Below are 24,128 nucleotides of genomic sequence, written 5' to 3'. Positions count from 1 at the left end.
CTATTATTTCAACGTAAAACTATGAAAAAAAGTGTGGTGTTTATTTATTTTTTCGTTGTACTGCTCGGTACATCATGCGCCCAAGTTTCCGACAAAGGCATTAATCTTCCCAAAACCATTGATTTTACTGTTGAACCCATAATTACAGGTATACAAAACCCATGGGGCATGGCTTTTCTGCCAAATGGGGGTATTTTGGTGACTGAAAAATCAGGTGAACTCCTTCTTCATGCCAATGGCGAAACCATAAAAATTGGGAATATTCCCGGAAATCTATATACCCGCGGTCAGGGTGGATTTATGGATATTGTACTGCATCCCAATTACAGGGAAAATGGATGGATTTACTTTTCCTTTGCATCCAGCGAAGGAGAACAAAAAGGGGGCAATACGGCCATTTTCAGGTCAAAACTCTCCAAAAACGAACTTGTACAAACCCAACTGCTTTACAAAGCCGAACCGAATTCTACCAAAGGACAACACTTTGGTTCTAGATTGGAATTCGATAAAAAAGGCTATTTGTACTTCTCTATTGGAGATCGCGGGGACAGAGACATAAATCCCCAGGATATTACCAAGGATTGCGGTAAAATATACCGGTTACATGATGATGGCCACATTCCCAATGACAATCCATTTATTGGTAAAACCGGTGCAAAAACTGCCATTTTCAGTTACGGACATAGAAACCCCCAAGGGTTAACGCTTCATCCTGAAACAGGACAATTGTGGGAGCATGAGCATGGGCCAAGAGGAGGGGACGAAATCAACATCATCCAAAAAGGGAAAAACTATGGATGGCCCGTTATTACATACGGAATCAACTATAGCGGCACAAAGATTACGGATGAGACCTCAAGACCAGGCATGGAACAACCGATATACCAATGGACCCCTTCCATTGGTCCGTCCGGAATGACCTTTGTGTCTTCGGACAAATATCCCAAATGGAAAGGAAATCTCTTGGCTGGTTCACTATCATTTCAGTATTTGGAACGTATAGTGATAGAAAACAACAAGGTTGTATACCGAGAAAAACTATTGGACGGTATGGGTAGGGTTCGCAATGTAAAACAGGCCCCTGACGGATTTATCTATGTAGGCATAGAAGGCAAGGGAGTTTACAAATTGGTGCCAGATATGTAATTGAAATGCCTATTTGAGGGCATCAATGGCAGCCTTGACGGAACCGTATTTCTTTAGGGCTTTTTCAGCTTCATCATATTCCAGACCCAGTTCCTCCATAACATAACGGGTACCACGGTCTACCAATTTGATATTGCTCAGCTGCATGTTCACCATTTTATTTCCCTTAACCCGACCTACACGGATCATAACCGCTGTGGAAATCATATTGAGCACCAATTTTTGGCTGGTTCCACTCTTCATACGGGTACTTCCGGTCAAAAACTCTGGACCTACATTAATCTCAATGGCGATATCACTATCGGTAGCTAGAGGAGACCCTGGGTTATTGGTGATTCCAGCAGTAAGAATTCCGTGCTTCCTTGCATCGGCAATACCGCCCAATACATAAGGTGTGGTCCCCGATGCTGCAATGCCCACAAGGACATCGTTGGTATTGATGTTGTGTTCCATCAAATCTTTCCAGGCTTGCTCTGTATCATCCTCGGCAAACTCCACTGACTTGCGAATTGCAATATCTCCACCAGCTATCAATCCAATTACTCTTTCGTGGGGCATTCCAAAGGTTGGGGGGATTTCAGAAGCATCTAAAATGCCCAAACGTCCGCTGGTACCTGCACCAATATAGAACAAGCGTCCACCTTTCTTAAAACGGGGGGCAATCTCATCTACCAATTCTGCCACTTTAGGCAAAACCGCCTCTACGGCATGGGCTACTTTCTTATCTTCATTGTTAATGTTTGTCACAATATCCAAGGCGTCCATTTGGTCCAATTGGTCATAAAGTGACGGTTCTTCCGTGATTTTGATGTGTTTTTTCACTTGGTTACAGTAATTGTATGTTCATATTCTTAAATGCATCGAGTTTAACATCCCAGGGCTCCAGTTCGGTGATTAACACGTCTATCTCTTCTACACCGCATATTTTAAAACGCTGTAAGGAACCTATTTTTTCAGAAATGCATGGAGACACCACCTTTCTGGAACTGTGTATCATAGCCTTCTTCATTTGCACGATCTCCCAATCGAATTCTGTAAGCCCCTCAACGGGGTGAATGGAATTGGTTCCCAAAAAACAGATGTCCACCTTTATTTCCGAAAGCATGTTAATGGCGCTCCCACCAATAGCAATCTGGGAATCCTTGGATAGTCTTCCCCCTATAAAAATAACCTCAATATTGCTCTTTGTCAACAATTGTACGGCAATGGGCAAGCTGGGTGTAAAACAGGTCAACTTAAATTTTGAAGGTAAGCGCTTGGCCAATTCAAGGTTGGTGGTACCCCCACTCAACAAAATTACCTGTCCCTCTTTAATCAATGATATGCCTTTTTCAGCTATTCGGGATTTTTCTTCAAGGGAATATACGGTCTTACCTATTGGGTTATAATTATTGAATCCCAACGAAATGGCACCACCATGCACCTTCTTCAGCAATTTCGAATTATGGAGCTCCTTTATATCCCTTCGTATAGTATCTACCGACACATCCAATAAACTGGCAATATCGGTCAGCAATACCCGATTGTGGATACCCACTTCATTTAAAATGAATCGATGCCGTTCTTCCTTTAACATATATCGGGTAAAGTTAAATAAATCTTAAAAAGATTGCTTATTACAGCAATACAATGCAAAAATAGGCAGATATTTGGATTATTTCAATTAAAATCGCTTTTATGTGCAATGTTTTGCTGTTTTTGCATATATTTGACAATAGATTTTCGAATTTTTGCAACATTTTTATAGGCTCTTTTCATGGTTTATCCATTCAATTTTAAGGCCTATATAAGGTTTCGAAGATTCACTGAACAAGCCTATGAACCCTTTGGCCCTAGGCCTTGAACTAACTAAATTATTGCTATTAACTCTTAATTAAAACTACTCAGATTTATGGGAAAACTTCATGCTTTTTTAGGAAAAATGAGGTTCCGATTGGTACTGCTGGCCATACTTGCCACAACGTTGAGCGCGTTTGGACAAAGTCAGTACACCTTAACGGGAACCGTAACTGAAAGCGGCACTGGACTTCCAGTGGTGGGCGCTTCGGTATTTATTGAAAACACATCATTTGGTACTGTTACCGATTTTGATGGAAACTATAGCTTTACAGCGTCATTACAATCTGGATCATACAACCTATCCTTTAGCTCATTGGGTTTCTCTTCCCAAAAGATAGTTATTGATGCCAGTGGAAATCTTACCATTACCACTGATGCCGTTCTTTCTGAAGATTTGTTGAGCCTGGACGAGGTGGTTGTTACCGGTACGGGTTCGGGAGCCAACAAAAGAGCGCTGGGAAATGCCATTTCTTCGGTCAAGTCAGAAGATTTGGTAGACAATGGCGCCACACAAATTGACCAAGCCATTGCAGGTAAGATCACTGGCGCCTTGGTTCAGCAGAACTCTGGTGACCCTGCAGGGGGTATCAGCATCCGTTTACGGGGGCCCAGTACCATTTCCGGTAATTCGGACCCGCTTTATATAGTGGATGGTATCATCATCAGTAACTCTAGTAACGAACTAGTGGATTTAGGTGGAAACACCCAAAACCGTTTGGCGGACATCAACCCCAACGATATTGAGAAGATAGAGATCATCAAAGGGGCCGCAGCTGCTGCCATTTATGGCTCACGGGCAAGTAACGGGGTGGTACAAATCTTTACCAAACAAGGAAAAAGTGGAGAGCCCAAGTTTTCCTTTATGACCAATACACGTATCAATGAACTCCGCAAGGAAATCGATTACAACAAAGTACCATTGGCTTGGACCGTTCCAACCGATCGTTCCGACCTGAACACCGTTGCCGTTGACCGATACAACCTACAGGATGAAATCTTTGAGTCAGGTTTTGGTGTGGAAAACTACCTTTCCATGACGGGAGGTACCGAAAAAACCTCTTATTACCTATCCGCTTCCCATTTGAGCAATGATGGAATCGTAAAAAACACCAACTTCAAGCGATATGGGTTCAAGGCCAACCTTACCCAACAAGCTTTTGATTGGCTAAAAATCACTGGTGGTTTCAATTATGTGCGAAGCGTCAGCAAAGATGTGCCCAACGGGGGTATCAACAATGCCTACGGCGCCATTACTGGATTTGTTTTCAGTGACAACTCCGTAAACCCGGCTCCAGATGAATCAGGAGTCTATCCGGTAACCTCACTATTGGTTCCAAGAACCAACCCGGCAGAAGCTGTTGCCCGATTCGATTTCGGACAGAAGACCAACCGTTTCATCACGAGCGTTGCTTTGGATGCCAACTTTACGGATAATCTGAGTGCCAAGTACACCTTGGGTATGGATTATTACAACCAATCCGCCACAGCATACATCCCCATCAACAATACATCCCCCAATGCCGATGGATATGCCAGACGATCGGATTTGAACAGTTTTCAATACAATTCTGACCTGAATCTAACCTATAAGGCAGATATCACCGATGCCATCGCATCCACCTCTACCCTTGGTGGTTCCTGGCAGTATGAAGAACGCGACAGGGTTGGCATCAATGCCACAGGACTTCCACCTGTAGTGGTAACGGCCACCGGAGGTAGTATTTTGGAACAAGGTGAAAGCCGCTCGCAAATATCCTATTGGGGTGCTTTTTTCCAACAATCGTTCTCCTTTAATGACAAAATTTACGTCAATGGAGCTGTGCGTATGGATGGTGCCTCAACATTTGGGGAGGATGAAAGAAATCAGTTGTACTTCAAAGCCAGTGGGTCTTATGTGGTTTCTGATGAAGACTTTTGGAAAAACACCTTTGGTGGAGCCTTCAACCTGTTCAAACTAAGAGCTTCTTGGGGGCAGGCTGGTAACTTGACCGCTTTGGGCGCATTTGACAGATTTTCAGTTTACAACCCTGATGCCTTGACCGGATCGGTAAGCTTGATTCCTTCTACCGCCCAAGGTAACGAAGACCTTAAGCCAGAGCGTCAAGATGAGATTGAAATTGGTTTTGATGCTGGACTATTGAACAGCAGATTGGGTATCGAATTCTCTTACTATAAACAAAAAGTAACCGACCTTCTATTGCCAAGGGTCCTTGCTCCTTCAAGTGGGTTTGGCTCCCGATTCGAGAATGTAGGTAATTTAGAGAATACAGGTGTTGAGATATTGTTGAGAGGAGTTCCAATTAAAAGCCAAGATTTTAACTGGGATGTTACAGCCACATTCTCCAAGAACAAAAACGAAGTTACCAACGTTGCCGGAGGTGGAAGATTGGCCTTGGCAGGAAGTTTCTCTACCAACTACGTCATAGAAGGAGAACCTCTAGGGGTTTTCTACAGACAGTTTTATGCTAGAAACGAGGATGGCTCCATTGCCCTGGATGCAGATGGATACCCATTTAGGGGCACCACAGAGGATGGAGAGTCTTCTAAAGTATTGGGAGATCCCAACCCAGATTGGTTCGGTTCTTTGATCAACGAATTCTCCTATAAAAACTTTGGTCTTCGCGTTCAGTTTGATGCCGTACAGGGATACGATGTATTTAACTGGAACCGAAGATTATTGGACAACGTCATCTTTGGTGGCGGCGCCCAAGTAGGTCAAGAACTTTTGGGTAATCTACCCAAAGGATACGGAAGTGCGCAAGCCAACATCTTCGAGGAATTTGTAGAGGATGGTTCTTTTGTAAAACTTCGTGAAGTAGCCTTAAGCTATGATTTTAAGCCTAAATGGGAGTATATAGACAATGTGAAGATCAGCTTGGTAGGTAGAAACCTAATTTCTTGGGACGACTACTCTGGTTGGGACCCAGAAGTCAGTGCCGCCGGACAGAGCAACGGGGTACGTGGATTTGACTTTGCTACAGTACCAATTCCAAGAACCTATCAACTAGGCTTTAACGTTAGTTTCTAATCCAATAAAAAAATTGATGATGAAAATATACAGATATACAAAACTAAAGCTGATGTTATTGCTTACCTCGGTAGTGGCAATCACATCGTGCGAAACCGATTTTGACAATCCCAATGCCGCAACGGACGACCAAGTATTCTCTTCCAGGGAAGGTATCTTGGCGGCAACTATTGGGATGCAGCAACTCTATTCCACCACTGGTTTACGGTGGATTGTTGAAACCCCTGCCATTACGGCTAGGGAAGGTGGCATTACCACCACGTTCCAAAACATGATTGAATTGGAAGATGGGGGCGATATCCCCAACTCCAACTCCAATGTCGTCGGACTTTGGTCCACCATGTTACGGGTTGTTGGTATTGCGGAAGATATAGCCGAAAATGCAAGTGCCATAGATATTGACCCCGGAACCCAAAGTGGTTTGGTTGCCTATGCCAAACTCTATCAAGCCATGAGCATAGGAGCTTTGGCCCAAAGCTATGAACAAGTAATTGTGGCCACTTCGGAGGATAATCCGCCTTTTGTATCTCGGATTGAAGGTTTCAATGCGGCCATAAACCTATTGAACGAGGCCAAAGCAGCTATTTCAGCTAACCCAATTTCAGGAGAATTCCAATCAGAGATCCTACGCGGTGATATCGATTTGACCAATACCATTGATGCCATGTTGGCAAGGTTCAACCTATATGCAGGTAATTATGAAGCTGCCATCAGTGCCGCTTCAGCTGTTGATCAGACTTCAGGTTCAGTATTCACATATGATTCGCAAAACCTGAATCCAATCTGGAGCAGGGTATACCAGAACAGTGCCCCAAACTTTAAGCCTAGGGACAATTTTGGTTTGCCAGATTCCTTTACATTCGATGTTAATGACGGTCGGTTCGATTTCTATCTAATCCCATTGGATGAACTAAACCAAAACCAATTGCCCATTGAGGATTTGGCAGGCTTCTTTGATGGCGACACCGAATCCATCCCGGTTTACCTTCCAGACGAGATGAACTTGATTATTGCTGAAGCCAACCTAAGAAAGGGAACACCTGATACTGGAGCGGCCATTGCAGCATTGAACGAGGTCTTGACCGATACAGATGATATATTTGGGGTAAATGCCAATGTACCAGCTTATGCCGGGGACACTTCAGTAGATGCCCTTTTGGACGAAGTATACAAAAACCGCCGTGCTGAGTTATTCCTGACCGGATCAAGCTTGGAAGATAGCAGAAGGTTTGGTAGGCCTCAACCAACACCAAGTGTTCAAAATTTTGATGAAGAGCGTAATAGGAATTTTTATCCTTATCCGAATACGGAAAGGGACAACAATACCAGCACTCCAGCAGATCCATCAATTTGATAATATAATTATTTGAGTTGTTAGTTGTTTTAATTTAATCCAAGTGAAAAGGCCTACATTTAGTGCATAGTAGGCCTTTTTTTTATTCTTATGAAGCGTATTTTATACATCCTTCCCGTTATTTTTTGTTTATCCTGTGCTGTGACCAAAGCCCCAAAAGAAGAGTTTAGGGGAGTTTGGATTGCCACTGTGGCCAACATTGATTGGCCCAAGAATCCCAAGGACAATGTTGAGAAAAAGAAGAGAGACTTCATTGAAATACTGGATTTTTACGAAGACTTGAACTTCAACGCTGCCATTGTCCAAGTCCGTACCGCTGGAGATGCCCTGTACGATTCGGATTTGGCCCCATGGTCCGAGTACCTCACCGGAAAAGAAGGTGAAGCCCCGGAAGGGTTTTCAAATCCTTTGGAATGGATGATAACGGAAACCCACAAAAGGGGCATGGAATTCCATGCATGGCTCAATCCCTATAGAGCCACAGTCGATTTGGATACTTCCGCACTTTCCAAACAACATGACTTCCATCAACACCCGGACTGGATGGTAAAATATGGGAAAAAGTACTACTACAATCCCGGTTTACCCGAAGTTCGACAGAAATTCAGTAAAATCATCGAAGAACTGGTCACCGGATATGAAGTGGATGCAATCCATTTCGATGATTATTTCTATCCCTACAAGGTCAAAGGAGAAGTTTTCAAGGATTCAACCACTTTTGCCACCTTTGGTCTTCCCAATCAAAATTTAGAGGATTGGCGCCGTAGTAATGTGGATTCCTTGGTGAAAGATGTACACCACACCATTAAAAAGAACAAGCCATGGGTACAATTTGGCATCAGTCCCTTTGGTGTATGGAAAAACAAGAGTACGGATCCCAAAGGTTCCGACACCCAAGCAGGACAAACCACTTATGAGGATTTGTATGCAGATCCCCTACTCTGGGTAGAGAAAGGTTGGTTGGACTATCTGGCTCCACAAGTCTACTGGAGCATGGATTACCCGGTTGCCTCCCATAAAAAAATCACTACGTGGTGGGCTAACACCACCCCAAATACCCACCTTTATATTGGAAACGGCACCTACAAAATAAAGAACAACCCGGACAAAGCCTGGAAACGAAACAACGAAATCCCCAAGCAGTTGAACTTTGCTAGGCAAGAGAGCAATATCAACGGGAACATCTTTTTCAGTGCCAAATCCCTAATCGGACAACATGAAAAAGTAAACCAGAAGCTCAAACGGAAATTTTACAGGCTTCCAACACAAAGTCCCGGTCCGCTGAACCACATTAACAGAACAGTTGCCATACCCGCGGTTGAATCCGTACAAAAACATGGCAGTCAACTAAAAATCTGTGTTTCGCATAGCGATTCTATCCCTAGATTCATCTTGCTCTACGAATTGGATCCCAAAACAAAGGAACCAAAAACACTTATCGGAACAGCGTATCTTTCCGAGAGTCAGGATTTGGGCTGTGTTCAAATGGAATTGGAAAGGAAGCAAATCAAAAAGAAGATGGGAGTAGTGGTTCGTGATGCTTATGGCAATGAAAGCCAAACCCAACCCTTGGAACAAAATCCAGTGGATTAGAAAACATAAGAAAAAACAATACAATGGATGTAGCAAAAAAGGACAAAAACGCATGGCTCTGGGTTCCCTTTCTCTATTTCACCCAAGGTATCCCTTACGTATTGGTGGTAACCGTTTCCGTTATCATGTACAAACGCTTGGGCATTGGAAATGCAGAAATTGGACTCTACACCAGCTGGCTCTACCTCCCGTGGGTCTTAAAACCGCTTTGGAGTCCCTTTGTGGAGTTGAACGGCACCAAGCGCAAATGGTTCTTGGTCATGCAGCTGATCATGTCCTTGGCCTTTTTGGGCATTGGTCTCTTTTTGCCTTCCAACGCATTTTTCACCATTACTTTGGCCTTTTTCTGGATGGCAGCCTTTGCCTCCGCCACCAATGACATCGCTTCCGATGGTTACTATATGATTGGGCTTTCACAAAAAAAGCAGTCCTTTTTTATTGGTATGCGGAGTACCTTTTACCGATTGGCCATGGTGACCGGACAAGGGCTTTTGGTGATTGTTGCCGGCTTTTTGGAGCATAAGTATGGAGACAATACCAAGGCGTGGTCCTTGACCATGATCGGTGCTGCGGTATTGATGCTGATCTTGACCGCGACCAATTTTATGGCCGCTCCAAAATTCGAGGCACCGTCAACGAAAGATTCTGAAAAGCCAACTAGTTTTTGGGAGGTATTTGCATCCTTCTTTAGAAAAAAGCATATTGGAATATCCCTTTTGTTTGTCCTTAGCTATCGTTTGGGCGAATCGCAATTGGTAAAAATGGCCTCCCCTTTTCTCTTGGACAAATTGGAGGTTGGAGGGCTCAGTTATTCCACCGAAGCGGTAGGTACCATTTATGGAACGGTTGGGGTCATCATGCTGTCCTTGGGCGGAATCATTGGAGGGATCCTTATCTCGAGGGATGGGTTAAAAAAATGGATGTTCCCCATGTTGTTGTCCCTAAACCTGCCCAATATCCTCTATGCCATATTGGCCATCACCCAGACCACCAGCATATATGCCGTAGTGGGCACCGTGGTGGTGGAGCAATTTGGATATGGATTTGGGTTTGCTGCATTTCTGGTCTTTCTCATTTACGTGGCCGAAGGTGCTTCAAAAACATCACATTATGCCATTGCGACCGGCTTTATGGCCTTGGGCATGATGCTACCCGGTATGCTCAGCGGATACATCCAGGAATGGTTGGGATACGATGGTTTCTTTGTTTGGGTGGTCATCGCGGCCATTCCGGCATTCCTTCTACTCCGATTTATTGAATACCCTGCCGATTACGGCAAAAAGACAAGCGAATTAGATGCATAAAAACATACTATCATACACGTCAGCCCAGAAAGACCTATCGCTACGGCAAAAGATCGGGCAATTGTTCATGCCAGCCGTTTTCATAAATGATACGGAAGAAGAGGTGGTCAAAATGGAGCAATTGATTCATGATCATTATGTAGGGGCCTTATGTTTCTTTCATAGCAGGGCCAGTGCGGCCACTAATTTTGAAGGAAAAAAGAAGGTCGTCCACAATGAAAAAAGTTATGACCGATTAAAAACCCTCATAGAGCGCTATCAAAAAGCGGCACAACAGCCTCTGTTGATTGCCATTGATGCCGAATGGGGTTTGGCCATGCGAATTGAAAACACCCCGCAATACCCGTATGCCATCACGTTGGGGGCACTGACCAACAACCTTGATCTTATTGAACAGGTTGGGCAGCATATTGGCTTGGATTGTAAGGAAGCAGGTATTCATTGGAATTTGTCACCTGTAGTGGACATCAACAGTAATCCTGAAAACCCAGTGATCGGTTACCGATCGTTCGGAGATAGTAAAGATGAGGTGCTTTCCAAAGCTGGGGCATACCTAAAAGGTATGGCAAGTTCAGGAACTTTGAATTCCATCAAACATTTTCCTGGACATGGCGATACGGCTACCGATTCCCATTTGGGACTTCCGGTCATCAACAAATCCTTGGAAGAACTCCAGGGAAATGAATTATACCCTTTTCACCAACTGATACAAAAAGGAGTGGACTCGGTCATGGTGGGGCATTTGTTGCTTCCGCAATTGGACAGCGAGGAACCTTCCACGACTTCATCAAAAATTATTACGGACTTGCTTCGCAATACTTTGGGGTTTGATGGCGTGGCCATCTCCGATGCACTGAATATGCACGCCGTTTCCCAACGATATCCCGAAAAGGGCAAGTTGGAAGCAACCGCCTTTACCGCAGGAATGGATATGTTGTGTTTTAGTGAAAATGTGGCCGAGGGCATTACCGAAATCCTCAACACCGCCACCGAAGCACAAATTGAGCAAAGTTTTGAACGCATTTGGCAGCTCAAGGAAAAAGCATTTTCCAATTCTAAAGACACTTCTCCGTCCCAAAAACCTTCAGAGCTAAATCGACTATTGGCGCAAAATACCCTTACCGAACTCTACGGCAAAGCTGAGGAAGTATCCAAAATCAAGGATGGTGAATTTCTCAATCTGTCGGTGAACAACAACACCCAAAATAGGTTTTCCCATAAAATAGAGGAAGACCTTGGCCAGAAACCATGGGATTTGGCAAAGGACAAAGCAATCGTTGAAACGTTGTTGGAAAAGCATCAAAATGTGGTACTGTCCATCTTCCCTCCTGCTGTAAAGCCAAAAAATAACTTTGGTTTTGAAAACGAGGTGTTGGATTTCATCAAACACATCATCACACAAAAAAATGTGCTCCTCTATCTTTTTGGAAATCCATATGCCTTGGACATCATGGGACTGTTACCCACATCAAATGCGGTTGTGGTGTATCAAGATTTTCCGGAATTTCAAGAAGAGGCCTTCCAACACTTTATAGGGCAGTTAACAGCCAAAGGAAAGCTCCCCGTACAACTTAAAACCTTTCAACCATGAAATCCGACATCATTTCCTCATGGGAGAAGAATGCAATGGAATGGATCAAGGTCATCCAGAACCAAAGCATCCCCTCCAGAAAGTTCACCAACGCAGCCATAGTGGAAACCATCAAAAATCTAAAGGGCAAGAAAATTGCCGACATAGGTTGTGGCGAGGGTTGGTTGACCCGGGAAATGACTGCCTCGGGATGGGAAGCTACCGGCATGGATGCCATAGCCAGCCTAATTTCCGAAGCCAAGACCAAAGGGAAGGAAGCCTACCATGTAGTCACCTTTGAGGACATCATATCAGGAAAAACCATTCCCAACGCGCCATTTGATGCCGCAGTCTTCAACTTCTGCCTATATCTGAAGGATGACCTTGTTCCCCTTTTACAAAACACCTTGAACCATTTAACCGATGGAGGTACTGTGGTAATCCAAACCCTACACCCCTTTTTTCTGGTACAAAACGGCATGCCCTATAAAAGCCAGTGGCTCACCGATTCCTGGAAAGGCCTACCCGGTAATTTTGAGGATGGCCATTCATGGTACGCCCGAACGCTGGAGGATTGGATCAACGAATTGAATGGTTTACAGCATGGAGGGGTTTCCATTGAAGAGGTAATCAACGATGAAGAAAAACCCATTTCCTTGATCATCAAAATTAAAAAAGCATGAGCACATATAAAGTTTTGGGATTGATGTCCGGCACCTCCTTGGACGGGTTGGACATGGCTTATTGTCATTTTACAGAAGAAAATGGGCGTTGGAAATTTTCCATTGAACGCACAAAAGAGGTTTCCTACACCGATGAGATGCGGGAACACCTCAAAAATGCCATTTTCCTATCCGAGGAAGACCATGCCCAACTCCACAAAGATTATGGGGTATGGTTGGGTGAACAATCCAAACACTTCATTGATGAAGAAAATCTAAATGTTGATTTCATTGCCAGCCATGGACATACGTCGCACCATAGACCGGAAGATGGTTTTACCTTTCAACTCGGAGATGGCCAACTATTGGCCAATACCAGTGGAAAGCAGATCGTTTGTGATTTCAGGACCAAAGACATTACCTTAGGCGGCCAAGGAGCTCCCTTGGTGCCCATTGGAGACAAATTGTTGTTCCACGAATATGATTTCTGTCTTAACCTGGGAGGTATCAGCAATATCTCGTTTGATGATAACGGAGTCCGGATAGCCTATGACATTGGGTTGGCCAACATGCCCTTAAACTACATTACCCAAAGAATGGGATTGGATTATGACGAAAATGGGAACCGGGCCAGAACGGGAACATTGGACCATGACCTCTTACAAAAATTGAACAGTTTAGCGTACTACAAACTACCCTATCCAAAATCCACCGGATATGAATGGTTCACTGGAGAAATTGTCCCTTTGATTCAAGCCTCAAAAGCCACTAACATTGATCTACTTCATACATTTATCCACCACAATTGTGAGCAGATTGCCAACGAGGTTAAAAAATATGCCGTAAAGACCCCCAACCAATTATTGGCCACGGGCGGTGGTGCCTTGAACCAGTTTTTTATGGACACGCTTCAAGAAAAATTAGGGAACACCGCTACGGTTTCCACTCCAACTAAAACCTTGATTGCCTACAAGGAGGCCTTGGTCTTTGCATTGATGGGCGTTTTACGCCTTAAAGGTGAAACCAATGTTCTCCGTTCGGTCACAGGGGCCCGTGAAGATTCCAGTAGCGGAGAGGTCTTTTATCCTATTCAGGGTTAAGCAGTCACCATTCTTCTGGGCTTTCTTCGCACCAGCATAAAAATCAATACCGAAAATAGCCCACAAACGGCCAAGCCTACAAACAAGGGCCAAACACTGTTTTTCACAAACTCACCAATAAAAGTGGCTATGGGTATGGCAAAAATCGTGGATACAAAGCCATTTATGGCCGCTCCAATTCCTGCTATGTGTCCAATGGGTTCCATGGCTATGGACCTAAAATTTCCCCACATGAATCCTAGACAGAAAAACTGTGCAGACAAGAATGCCACCAATACATAAATGCTGGGGTTGGGTGAATTAAAAAAAAGTACCGTATACAACAAAGCAATTATGGTAAAGGCCAATGTGGCCATAAAGGACAGCTTTCGCATACCAAAACGCATCACCAAGGTCCCGTTCAAAAAGGTGGAAAGTCCAATGGAAATCGCCAATCCCGCAAAAATATAGGGAAATACCTCTTTTAGGGCATATTGGTCCTCAAAAATATGTTGGGCCGAACTCAGATACACCAAAAATGCTCCAGTCACCAGACCAGAGGTAATCGTAAAGGCTACGGTTTCCTTGTGGCGAATAAATTCTTTCAACCCATCAATGAACACATGTCCAGAAAATGGTATCTTAAATTCAGGATGAAGGGTTTCGGGTTGTCGTTTCCAAAACCAAAGTGCTATGATCAAGGCAAAAATCAATTGGACATAGAAAATACCTTTCCAACCAAAGCTATCCAGTATAACCTTCCCTATGGCTGGGGCCACCACGGGCACCAAAATAAAGAACGCCACCACAAACGACATGATCTTGGCCATATAATCTCCTTCATAGGTATCCCGGATGATGGATATGGATATGGTCCGAGGTGCCGAAAGTCCAATCCCTTGAAGGATCCTACCCAGCACCATCACCTCCAAGGATGGAGCATACAAGCAGATAATACTAGCCAGTAGGAATAAAATAAATCCAGCATAGACCACAGGCTTTCTTCCATAACAATCAGACAGCGGACCGAAGAATAACTGCCCTAACCCCAGTCCCAAAAATATCATGGTCACCAACATTTGGTTATCTGTGGAATCCAAGCTGTTGATATCAACCCCTATATTGGAGATGGCGGGTAATAACGCATCAATGGCCAAGGCCACAATGGACATCAAGGCGGCCATTAAGGCTATAAATTCAAAATTAGGTTTTTGGGTTTCTTTTTGCATGATGCAAAATTAGGCATACCCCGCGGGCCCACGAAGTTTTTAAGAAAGTATTAATGTTATGTTTACGCATCAAACGTTATAGGTGAATAGAACTGGTGGCTTACATCTTTAAACCACCTTATTTTTATGACATTTTTTGATTTCGTTGTGTCTAGCTCGATGCCTATCTTTGAGAAAACCAAAAACTAAATGGACCTTTTAAAGACCTTGGTCGTGGGTTGTGGCAATATGGGAACTTCCCATGCCCGTGCCTACCACAAACTGGATGGATTTGAAATTGTGGGACTTGTGAGCCGTGGTGCCAAAAGCCGTGAACGATTGTCCAATGAACTGGGAGGCGTTCCCACTTTTTCCGATTACAGGAACGCCCTTGAAACGGCAAAACCCGATGTGGTTTCTATCAACACCTACCCTGATACCCATTTTGACTATGTAAAACAAGCTTTGGAATCTGGCGCCCATGTGTTTGTGGAAAAACCGCTTGCCTTAACGGTCGAAGAAGCCCAAATTTTAGTGGATTTGGCCCATCAACTTGGAAAAAAAATGGTGGTGGGATATATTCTAAGGGTACACCCTACCTGGACCAAGTTTGTGCAAATGGCACAGGGCTTGGGTAAACCCTTGGTCATGCGAATGAACCTCAACCAACAAAGTTCTGGCGAACAGTGGCATACCCATAAACAGCTTATGCACTCCATGTCGCCCATTGTGGATTGTGGGGTCCACTATGTGGATGTCATGTGTTCCATGGTACGTTCCAATCCTGTTAGCGTCTCCGCCATTGGGGCCAAATTGACAGAGGAAGTGGACAAAAACATGTACAACTATGGCCAGTTACAGGTCCGTTTTGAAGATGGCTCCGTGGGTTGGTACGAGGCTGGCTGGGGACCCATGATGAGCGAAACCGCTTTTTTTGTCAAGGATGTGATAGGCCCAAAAGGCTGTGTTTCCATCAATGATATGGATAAGGGAGAATCCGGTGATATTGAAGGGCATACCAAGACCGGAAGCTTAAAATTGCACCATAGCCAGTTGGACAGTGATGGGCATTTTGTAAAAAATGATGAAATCATTGATACTGCCGATGAGCCCGACCATGATGGTCTCTGTCTTTTGGAACAGGAATACCTGCTCAATGCCATCCAAAATGATGTAGACCTCACCGACCACCTGAACGATGCCGTGAACAGCCTCAAAGTGGTGTTGGCTGCGGATGAGTCGGTGAAAACGGGGAAAACCGTCAATCTATAATTTTCCGTTTCAGAATTACAACGGAATGTTCCCATGTTTTTTTCGGGGCGGTTGCACCTGTTTCTTTTCCAACATGGCGAAAGCCTTCAACAATTTTCGTCGGGTGTCTTTTGGCAGGATGACCTCATCAATAAATCCGCGTTGGGCCGCTCGGTATGGATTGGCAAATTTTTCGGCGTATTCCGCTTCCTTTTCCTTGAGTTTAGCCACTGGGTCGTCCGAAGCGGCAATTTCACGCCTAAAGATAATCTCACTGGCGCCCTTGGCTCCCATCACGGCAATCTCGGCACTGGGCCAAGCAAAATTGAAATCGGCACCAATGTGTTTGGAGTTCATCACATCATAAGCCCCTCCATAGGCCTTTCGGGTAATGAGAGTGACTCTGGGCACCGTGGCCTCGCTCAAGGCATATAACAGTTTTGCCCCATGCATGATGATACCGCTCCACTCCTGATCGGTACCCGGTAGAAATCCGGGAACATCCACCAAAACCAATAATGGAATATTGAAGGCATCACAAAAACGGGTGAAACGAGCTGCTTTCCGGGAACTTTTCACATCCAACACGCCAGCCAAGAACATGGGTTGATTGGCAATAATTCCTACACTTCTCCCTCCTATTCGGGCAAAGCCCACAATAATATTTTCAGCATACTCCTTATGGATTTCGTAGAAGGAATCAGTGTCAATAATGCCCTTGATGACCTCATGCATGTCATACGGCTTATTGGGATTATCCGGCACAATGTGCGACAGTTCTTCCCGCACCTCATCGCCCAAAACATAGTCCTGTAATTTGGGGGCTTCCGTGTTGTTCTGTGGCAAATACCCCAAAAGTTTTTTGATATCATCCAGACAGGTTGCATCATTGGAGGAGGTTTTATGGGCCACCCCAGACTTGGCCGCGTGGGTACTGGCACCCCCCAATTCTTCAGAGGTAACCTCCTCATTGGTCACCGTCTTGACCACATTGGGACCAGTAACGAACATATAACTCGTTTCCTCCACCATCACAATAAAATCCGTCATGGCGGGCGAATACACCGCACCACCCGCGCAGGGTCCCATCACTGCAGATATTTGGGGAATCACTCCCGATGCCTGCACATTCCGGTAAAAGATATCGGCATAGCCTCCCAATGATCGCACACCCTCTTGGATTCGGGCTCCCCCAGAATCGTTCAACCCAATGATGGGCGCCCCGACCTTCATGGCCAAATCCATCACTTTACAGATTTTTTCGGCATGGGTTTCGGACAAGGCTCCCCCAAAAACAGTAAAATCTTGGGCATATACGTATACCAACCTACCATTCACAGTTCCGTAACCAGTAACCACGCCATCCCCGTAGTACATTTCCTTGTCCATCCCAAAATCCGTGGTTCTATGGGTCACCAAAGCCCCCATTTCCTCAAAAGAGCCTTCGTCCAGCAGGTATTGTACTCGCTCTCGCGCTGTTAACTTCTTTTTTTTGTGTTGTTTTTCTATGCGTTTTTCACCTCCACCCAAATGAGCTTTGGCCAACTTTTCCTGAAGTGCTTTTATTTTCGGGTCCATGGATTCAATTTTTGGGCAGTTGAACTATTTTTTGGTCCTCCAGATAGCTGTGGAAAGCCACCAATGCAGCAACTTCCATCTCCCTGGCTTGTTGCTTTTTGACCATTTCTGGAGCATAGTGGGTCTTCACGAAATGGGTATCAAAATCCCCGGAACGAAAGGCCTCATGGGAAAAGACGAAGCTACCAAAGGGCAGGGTGGTTTCAACCCCCTTCACCTTATACGCCTTGATGGCTTTGAGCATCAATTCAATGGCCTCCTCCCGAGTTTTCCCGTAGGCAATCAATTTGGAAAGCATGGGGTCATAGTAAATGGGAATATCCATCCCTTCCGTAAAACCATTGTCCACCCGTATACCTCCGCCAACAGGCAATTGATAGGTTTCCAATTGTCCCACACTGGGCAAAAAATCATTCAAGGGATCTTCAGCATATACCCTTAACTCCACCGCATGTCCATGAATTTTGAGGTCTTCCTGTTTCATAGGCAACTCTTCTCCCCTAGCCACACGAATCTGCAATTCCACTAGGTCAACCCCAGTAACCATTTCGGTAACCGGATGCTCCACTTGCAACCGGGTGTTCATCTCCAAAAAATAAAAGTTGTGGTCGGCGTCCATTAAAAACTCCACTGTTCCCGCCCCAACATAATTGCAGGCTTGGGCCACCTTGACCGCCGCCATGCCCATTTCGTTCCTAAGCTTAGGGGTTAAAATGGATGAAGGGGCTTCTTCCACCACCTTTTGGTGGCGACGTTGTACACTGCATTCCCGTTCAAAAAAATGAAGGATGTTCCCGTGGGTATCGGCCATCACCTGAACCTCTATATGCCGAGGCGAAGCCACATATTTTTCAACAAAGACGGAACCGTCCCCAAACGCAGAGGTTGCCTCACTGATGGCGCGTTGCATGCCGGATTCCAAATCTTTTTCGTTCTCAACTATCCGCATGCCCTTACCTCCACCACCTGCTGAAGCCTTGATCAATATGGGGTATCCCACATCATTGGCAATCTTACGGGCCGTGGCCACATCAGTAATGGCCTCGTCTATTCCGGGCACCATGGGAATATCATAAGCCTTAACAGCTTCCTTGGCGGCCAGTTTACTACCCATCATGCGGATGGCTTTTGATTTGGGTCCAATGAATATCAGCCCATTTTTCTCCACCGCTTCTGCAAATTCAGCATTCTCACTCAAAAAGCCGTAGCCTGGATGTATGCCATCAACATTCAATTTTTTGGCCACTTCTATGATTTTATCTCCACGTAAATACGATTGATTGGAAGGTGCCTCACCAATGCAAACCGCTTCATCGGCCATTTGCACATGGGGCGCGTTCCGGTCTACGATTGAATAGACCGCCACGGTACGAATACCCATTTTCTTTGCGGTTTTCATCACCCGGACCGCAATTTCCCCTCTATTGGCAATCAATATTTTCTTCATGGTCTCCTATTCAAATTCTATAAGTAACTGTTTTTTATCCACCGCATCGCCTTTTTTAACCCCAAGTGTTTTGATAGTCCCACTCCTCGGGGAAGCTATGATGTTTTCCATTTTCATGGCCTCAAGAATCAAAAGCTGGTCGTCTTCCTTCACATCTTGGCCTTCTTGGACGAGAATGTCCAAAATGAGTCCAGGCATGGGGGCCACAATGGAATCAATGCTTTTTTGTCCGTTGGAAGCAAAGCCCATTGCTTTGATGAGCCCATCCAAAGGGGTGTTTATGGATACTTGATGCTCAGTCCCGTTCACGATGACGGTATAGGTACGGGTATTAAAATCTGAATCTATCATTTGAATATGATAAGATATTCCATCTTTCAGTAAATGAAACCCATTGGGGCTTGTTTTAATGATGTCCAACGAAGCAATATCCTCTTTTGACAGTTGAAATTCAGAAGTTCCATCAACCACAACAGTATACGGATTGTCCATAAATAGTGTTCCTATAGGTTAGTTTGATAAATATAAGATTAATGCACCAATCAGCATAAAGGCAGTTGGGTTATACATTTCAATCAAGCACAAATCCCGCCAAATGTTTACTTTTGGGCCAAAAGGTTTTATATGCTGATTCTTGGAATTGCCGGGGGAACGGGCTGCGGTAAAACTACCGTAGTGAACCAAATTGTGGATCAATTGCCCAAAAATGAAGTGGGTGTCATCTCACAGGATTCCTATTACAACGACTTGGCCCACTTGACCAAGGAAGAGCGGGGCGAGATTAACTTTGACCACCCCAATTCCATAGATTTTGACCTATTGATTTCGCATTTGGAGCAATTAAAGCAAGGAAAAACCATAAATAAACCCGTATACTCTTTTGTGGAGGAAACCCGCTTGGATGAAACCATTCCTACAACTCCTAGAAAAGTAATGATCGTTGAAGGTATTTTGGTACTGAGCAACTCACAGCTTCGGGATTTGTTCGACATAAAAATATTTGTGCATGCCGATTCCGATGAACGATTGATAAGAAGGTTGCAACGCGATATACGGGAGCGTGGACATGACCTTCAAAAAGTGTTGACCCGCTACCAAACAGCAGTGAAACCCATGCATGAACAATTTATAGAGCCTTCAAAAGAGTTTGCGGATATCATTATCCCAAATAATCATTATAATACGGTTGCCGTGGACATTGTGAGGACCATAATCAACGATAAATTGTTGTAAAATATGGGTTTAAAAGAGCTTAGAAATAAAAAATGGTTCAAGGTCATGACCAATATGTATGTATTAGTGTTGACCATTTTTGTGATTTGGATGGCTTTTTTTGATACGAACTCCTTTTTGATACACTGGGAACTTCGGAAAGAGATAAAAAAACTGGAAAAGCAGAAAGAGTTTTTAAAGGATGAGATTGCCAAGGACAAAGAAATCCTGGAAAAGATGTCCGACCCCGAAGAAATGGAAAAATTTGCCCGGGAGAAATACTATATGAAAAAGGAGAATGAAGAAATATTTTTGATTGAATACGAAGACAGCCTAAAAATCAAAAAAGATGAGTAAAACAGGCCTATTCCAAGAATTTCCCGAAGTTTCCTCCAAACAATGGAAGCAAAAAATACAGTTCGACTTAAAGGGTGCTGATTACAACGACACCCTGGTTTGGGAGTCCTTGGAGGGGATTGCGGTAAAACCCTTTTATCATGAAGAGGACCTGCAAAACATTAAAGCCCACCCAACTTCCGCTTCCCGAATATGGCATGTAGGTCAAACCATTTATGCAGGAAATGAGGAAGCAGCAAACAAAAAGGCTTTGGAAAGTTTGACCAAGGGTATTGAAGCTTTATATTTTACCATTCCAAACGGAGAAACTGATTTTGGCCTTTTGCTTTCCAATATCGATTTGGGAGGCGTGCCCCTTCATTTCACTTTTCAGTTTTTGGCCGTTCAGTCCATCAAAAACCTTTTAGAAATTTTGAAGGGTAAAAATGCCAAGGCATACCTCAATATCGATTTAATCGGGCATCTTTCCCGTGATGGAAATTGGTTCCATAACCTTGAAAAGGACCACGCCATTTTGAAAGAAATCCATGAACTTGCCAACACACATACTTCAGTGGCCACCTTTGGTGTGGATATAGCAATCTACCAAAATGCAGGGGCCAATATGGTACAACAATTGGCCTATGGGTTGGCCCATACCCATGAATACCTTAATCATTTTGCCACTTCAAGCACAACTCAGCAATCGTTTCCCATAGCATTCAAAGTAGCGATGGGAAGTAATTATTTCTTTGAAATTGCCAAGCTAAGGGCACTGCGTTGGCTTTGGGGCAGTCTGGCTTCGGAATATGGAATTGACCAAGATTGTCATATTACGGTAATTCCATCCACAAGGAACAAAACCCTTTACGATTATAACGTGAACTTGCTCCGCACCACATCGGAAAGTATGTCGGCCATTTTAGGCGGTGCCGATACAGTTTGCAACCTCCCTTATGATGCCATTTACCATAAGGACAATGCATTTGCAGAGCGAATTGCACGCAATCAATTGTTATTGTTGAAGGAGGAAAGTTATTTTGAAACGGTTTCAGAAGTTTCCAATGGGGCCTACTTCATCGAATCCATTACAGAGCAATTGGCGGAAAAAGCTTTGGCCCTCTTCAAACAGATTGAAAAATCCGGCGGTTTTTTAAGCGTGCTCAAAAAAGGGGTCATCCAACAAAAAATCAAGGAAAGTGCCACCAAGGAACAGCAACTTTTCGATAAAGGTAAAATTGTACTTCTGGGTAGCAATGCGTATCAAAACCCACAAGATCGCATGAAAAATGATCTGGAACTATATCCCTTTGTAAAAAAACAGTCCCGAAAAACCTTGATAGAACCCATCATTGAGAAACGATTGGCCGAAGCCTTGGAACAAAAAAGATTGGATGATGAGTAGAAAAGACCTTCAACATTTGGAGTTAAGTTCGGAGTTCAGAACTCAGAACTCAGAGCTCAGAAAAGCTGATAATCTCAGCCACGTCAACTTCGCTGCGGGCATATCCCCTTTTCTTCGTGGTCCGTACTCCACCATGTATGTTCGTAGACCATGGACCATCCGCCAGTATGCTGGTTTCTCCACGGCAGAAGAAAGCAATGCTTTTTACAGAAGAAATTTGGAGGCGGGCCAAAAAGGTCTTTCCGTGGCTTTTGATCTTCCCACCCACCGAGGTTACGACTCGGACAACGACCGCGTTGTTGGCGATGTGGGCAAGGCCGGGGTAGCCATTGACTCCGTGGAGGACATGAAAATCCTGTTCGACCAAATTCCCCTAGATCAAATGTCGGTATCCATGACCATGAACGGGGCCGTTATCCCTATCATGGCTTTTTATATTGCAGCAGCCGAGGAACAGGGTGTTTCCATGGAAAAGCTTTCCGGAACCATCCAAAATGACATCCTCAAAGAGTTTATGGTGCGGAACACCTATATCTATCCTCCTGCCCCATCCATGCAAATCGTTGCAGATATTTTTGAGTTCACCAGTAAAAACATGCCCCGTTTCAACAGCATCAGTATTTCTGGATACCACATGCACGAAGCTGGTGCCCCTGCCGCCATGGAATTGGCCTATACCCTTTCTGACGGCATTGAATATATTCGGACAGGAATTAAGGCGGGACTGAAAATCGATGAGTTTGCCCCCAGACTTTCCTTCTTTTGGGGCATTGGGATGAACCATTTCACAGAAATTGCCAAAATGAGGGCAGGTAGAATGTTGTGGGCCAAGTTGGTAGGACAATTCAATCCCAAGAACGAAAAATCACTTATGCTGCGCACCCATAGCCAGACCAGTGGATGGAGTTTAACAGAACAAGATCCTTTCAATAATGTGGCCAGGACCACTATTGAGGCAATGGCGGCTGCTTTTGGTGGCACTCAAAGTCTTCACACCAACGCTTTGGACGAAGCCATTGCCCTACCTACTGATTTTTCAGCACGGATAGCCCGTAACACCCAAATCTATTTGCAAAAAGAAACCCATATTACCAAAACGGTAGATCCATGGGCCGGAAGTCATGTAGTTGAACAATTGACCCAAGAAATTGCCGAGGAAGCTTGGGAATTGATTCAGGAGGTTGAAAAACTTGGTGGTATGACCAAAGCCATTGAAGCAGGTATCCCCAAAAGGCGTATTGAAGAGGCTGCTGCCAAAAAACAAGCCCGAATCGACAGCGGTCAAGACGTTATTGTTGGCGTGAACAAATACCAACTGGAGGATGAGGATGACCTGCAAATTTTGGAAGTGGACAATGCCAAAGTACGCCAACAGCAGATGGAGCGACTTGAACAAATAAAATCGACACGGGATATCAATACGGTTAAAAAAGCCTTGGACAACATTGGTACTGCAGCCAAAAAAGCCAGTCTAAATAACCCTGACCGCAAAAATTTGTTAGCTTTAGCGGTAGAAGCGGCCAAAGCTCGCGCCACCTTGGGAGAGATCAGTGACGCCATGGAAAGTGCCTTTGGACGCTACAAAGCAAAAATCCAATCTTTTACCGGCGTGTATTCGAAAGAAATCAAAAACGACGAAAGTTTTGTCAGGGCCCGTAAAATGGCTGACGAATTTGCAACCCAGGAGGGACGAAGACCTCGAATCATGGTGGCCAAAATGGGACAGGATGGTCATGATCGTGGTGCCAAAGTGGTGGCAACTGGCTATGCCGATCTCGGTTTTGACGTAGATATTGGACCCTTGTTCCAAACCCCTGCCGAAGTAGCCAAACAGGCCGTGGAAAACGATGTACATGTTCTAGGTATATCTTCATTGGCCGGAGGACACAAAACCTTGGTGCCAGAAGTGGTGCAAGAACTAAAAGAACAGGGGCGTGAGGACATCATGGTCATTGTTGGGGGCGTTATCCCCAAGCAAGACTATCAACACCTTCTAGATCGTGGTGCGGTGGCTGTATTTGGACCTGGCACAAAAATTAGTGATGCAGCTATTGAAATCTTAAAGATTTTAATGGATTAATTGCCCTTAACGGTCTCATAAATATAACTTTAACTT

General features: G+C 44.5%; 19 protein-coding genes. 13 read left to right on the top strand and 6 right to left on the bottom strand.

What is annotated here, in order from left to right; all coding sequences use genetic code 11:
- The first annotated feature begins 21 nt into the window (after positions 1-21).
- Entirely contained in the window at positions 22-1,146 is a 1,125-nt protein-coding gene (locus ACP14V_RS05700) for a PQQ-dependent sugar dehydrogenase (protein WP_272609709.1), read from the top strand.
- 9 nt (positions 1,147-1,155) lie between these two features.
- Here ACP14V_RS05700 and murQ read toward each other — a convergent pair whose 3' ends face one another.
- Together murQ and ACP14V_RS05690 are read right to left on the bottom strand one after the other, a co-directional pair.
- A complete protein-coding gene (gene murQ, locus ACP14V_RS05695) occupies positions 1,156-1,968 on the bottom strand; it encodes an N-acetylmuramic acid 6-phosphate etherase (protein ID WP_272609708.1) in 813 nt (270 codons plus the stop codon).
- Between the two features lie 4 nt (positions 1,969-1,972).
- A complete protein-coding gene (locus ACP14V_RS05690) occupies positions 1,973-2,722 on the bottom strand; it encodes a DeoR/GlpR family DNA-binding transcription regulator (RefSeq protein ID WP_136565948.1) in 750 nt (249 codons plus the stop codon).
- 315 nt (positions 2,723-3,037) lie between these two features.
- On the opposite strand from ACP14V_RS05690, the gene ACP14V_RS05685 reads away from it, so the two are divergent.
- From ACP14V_RS05685 to ACP14V_RS05655, 7 genes are all read left to right on the top strand, one after another.
- Positions 3,038-6,013, top strand: a complete 2,976-nt coding sequence (locus ACP14V_RS05685) for a SusC/RagA family TonB-linked outer membrane protein (RefSeq protein ID WP_272609707.1) — start codon at positions 3,038-3,040, stop codon at positions 6,011-6,013.
- A 16-nt stretch (positions 6,014-6,029) separates the two neighbouring features.
- A complete protein-coding gene (locus tag ACP14V_RS05680; protein ID WP_272609706.1) occupies positions 6,030-7,367 on the top strand; it encodes a hypothetical protein in 1,338 nt (445 codons plus the stop codon).
- A 90-nt stretch (positions 7,368-7,457) separates the two neighbouring features.
- Positions 7,458-8,960 carry a glycoside hydrolase family 10 protein gene (locus tag ACP14V_RS05675; protein ID WP_272609705.1) on the top strand — a complete coding sequence of 501 codons (1,503 nt, stop codon included), beginning with the start codon at positions 7,458-7,460 and terminating at the stop codon, positions 8,958-8,960.
- A gap of 23 nt (positions 8,961-8,983) precedes the next feature.
- Complete coding sequence (locus ACP14V_RS05670) at positions 8,984-10,264, top strand: MFS transporter (protein WP_272609704.1); 1,281 nt, start codon at positions 8,984-8,986, stop codon at positions 10,262-10,264.
- On the top strand, positions 10,257-11,855 hold the full coding sequence (locus ACP14V_RS05665) for a glycoside hydrolase family 3 protein (RefSeq protein ID WP_272609703.1): 1,599 nt from the start codon (positions 10,257-10,259) through the stop codon (positions 11,853-11,855). Before ACP14V_RS05670 ends, ACP14V_RS05665 begins: the two co-directional genes overlap by 8 nt.
- A complete protein-coding gene (locus ACP14V_RS05660; protein ID WP_272609702.1) occupies positions 11,852-12,517 on the top strand; it encodes a class I SAM-dependent methyltransferase in 666 nt (221 codons plus the stop codon). The genes ACP14V_RS05665 and ACP14V_RS05660 overlap by 4 nt, the downstream gene beginning before the upstream one ends.
- Complete coding sequence (locus ACP14V_RS05655; protein WP_272609701.1) at positions 12,514-13,596, top strand: anhydro-N-acetylmuramic acid kinase; 1,083 nt, start codon at positions 12,514-12,516, stop codon at positions 13,594-13,596. The genes ACP14V_RS05660 and ACP14V_RS05655 overlap by 4 nt, the downstream gene beginning before the upstream one ends.
- Here ACP14V_RS05655 and ACP14V_RS05650 read toward each other — a convergent pair.
- Positions 13,593-14,804: a multidrug effflux MFS transporter gene (locus ACP14V_RS05650; protein ID WP_136565940.1), complete on the bottom strand. Its 1,212-nt coding sequence runs from the start codon at positions 14,802-14,804 to the stop codon at positions 13,593-13,595. The two genes, ACP14V_RS05655 and ACP14V_RS05650, sit on opposite strands and share 4 nt — an antisense overlap.
- A gap of 189 nt (positions 14,805-14,993) precedes the next feature.
- Between ACP14V_RS05650 and ACP14V_RS05645 the strand changes: the two genes are divergently transcribed.
- The gene (locus tag ACP14V_RS05645) at positions 14,994-16,055 is read left to right on the top strand and encodes a Gfo/Idh/MocA family protein (protein WP_272609700.1); all 1,062 of its coding nucleotides are present in this window, start codon (positions 14,994-14,996) and stop codon (positions 16,053-16,055) included.
- Positions 16,056-16,070: 15 nt separating this feature from the next.
- Here ACP14V_RS05645 and ACP14V_RS05640 read toward each other — a convergent pair whose 3' ends face one another.
- The 3 genes from ACP14V_RS05640 to ACP14V_RS05630 are packed head-to-tail and all read right to left on the bottom strand — an operon-like array spanning position 16,071 to position 19,551.
- On the bottom strand, positions 16,071-17,612 hold the full coding sequence (locus ACP14V_RS05640) for an acyl-CoA carboxylase subunit beta (protein WP_272609699.1): 1,542 nt from the start codon (positions 17,610-17,612) through the stop codon (positions 16,071-16,073).
- A gap of 4 nt (positions 17,613-17,616) precedes the next feature.
- Positions 17,617-19,059 carry an acetyl-CoA carboxylase biotin carboxylase subunit gene (gene accC, locus ACP14V_RS05635; RefSeq protein WP_272609698.1) on the bottom strand — a complete coding sequence of 481 codons (1,443 nt, stop codon included), beginning with the start codon at positions 19,057-19,059 and terminating at the stop codon, positions 17,617-17,619.
- A 6-nt stretch (positions 19,060-19,065) separates the two neighbouring features.
- Positions 19,066-19,551, bottom strand: coding sequence for a biotin/lipoyl-containing protein (locus tag ACP14V_RS05630; protein WP_272609697.1), 486 nt, complete (start codon positions 19,549-19,551; stop codon positions 19,066-19,068).
- A gap of 132 nt (positions 19,552-19,683) precedes the next feature.
- On the opposite strand from ACP14V_RS05630, the gene udk reads away from it, so the two are divergent.
- The 4 genes from udk to scpA are packed head-to-tail and all read left to right on the top strand — an operon-like array spanning position 19,684 to position 24,092.
- Positions 19,684-20,292: a uridine kinase gene (gene udk, locus ACP14V_RS05625; protein WP_272609696.1), complete on the top strand. Its 609-nt coding sequence runs from the start codon at positions 19,684-19,686 to the stop codon at positions 20,290-20,292.
- A 3-nt stretch (positions 20,293-20,295) separates the two neighbouring features.
- Positions 20,296-20,628 (top strand): FtsB family cell division protein, encoded by a 333-nt coding sequence (locus tag ACP14V_RS05620; protein WP_136565933.1) that lies wholly within the window; start codon positions 20,296-20,298, stop codon positions 20,626-20,628.
- Complete coding sequence (locus tag ACP14V_RS05615) at positions 20,621-22,012, top strand: methylmalonyl-CoA mutase subunit beta (RefSeq protein WP_272609695.1); 1,392 nt, start codon at positions 20,621-20,623, stop codon at positions 22,010-22,012. Before ACP14V_RS05620 ends, ACP14V_RS05615 begins: the two co-directional genes overlap by 8 nt.
- Positions 22,005-24,092 (top strand): methylmalonyl-CoA mutase, encoded by a 2,088-nt coding sequence (scpA, locus tag ACP14V_RS05610; protein WP_272610292.1) that lies wholly within the window; start codon positions 22,005-22,007, stop codon positions 24,090-24,092. The genes ACP14V_RS05615 and scpA overlap by 8 nt, the downstream gene beginning before the upstream one ends.
- The last annotated feature ends 36 nt before the right edge of the window (positions 24,093-24,128 follow it).

The sequence above is a fragment of the Flagellimonas alvinocaridis genome (assembly GCF_965248585.1).
Classification (GTDB): domain Bacteria; phylum Bacteroidota; class Bacteroidia; order Flavobacteriales; family Flavobacteriaceae; genus Flagellimonas; species Flagellimonas alvinocaridis.
This window is presented reverse-complemented; position numbering and strand designations above follow the sequence as displayed.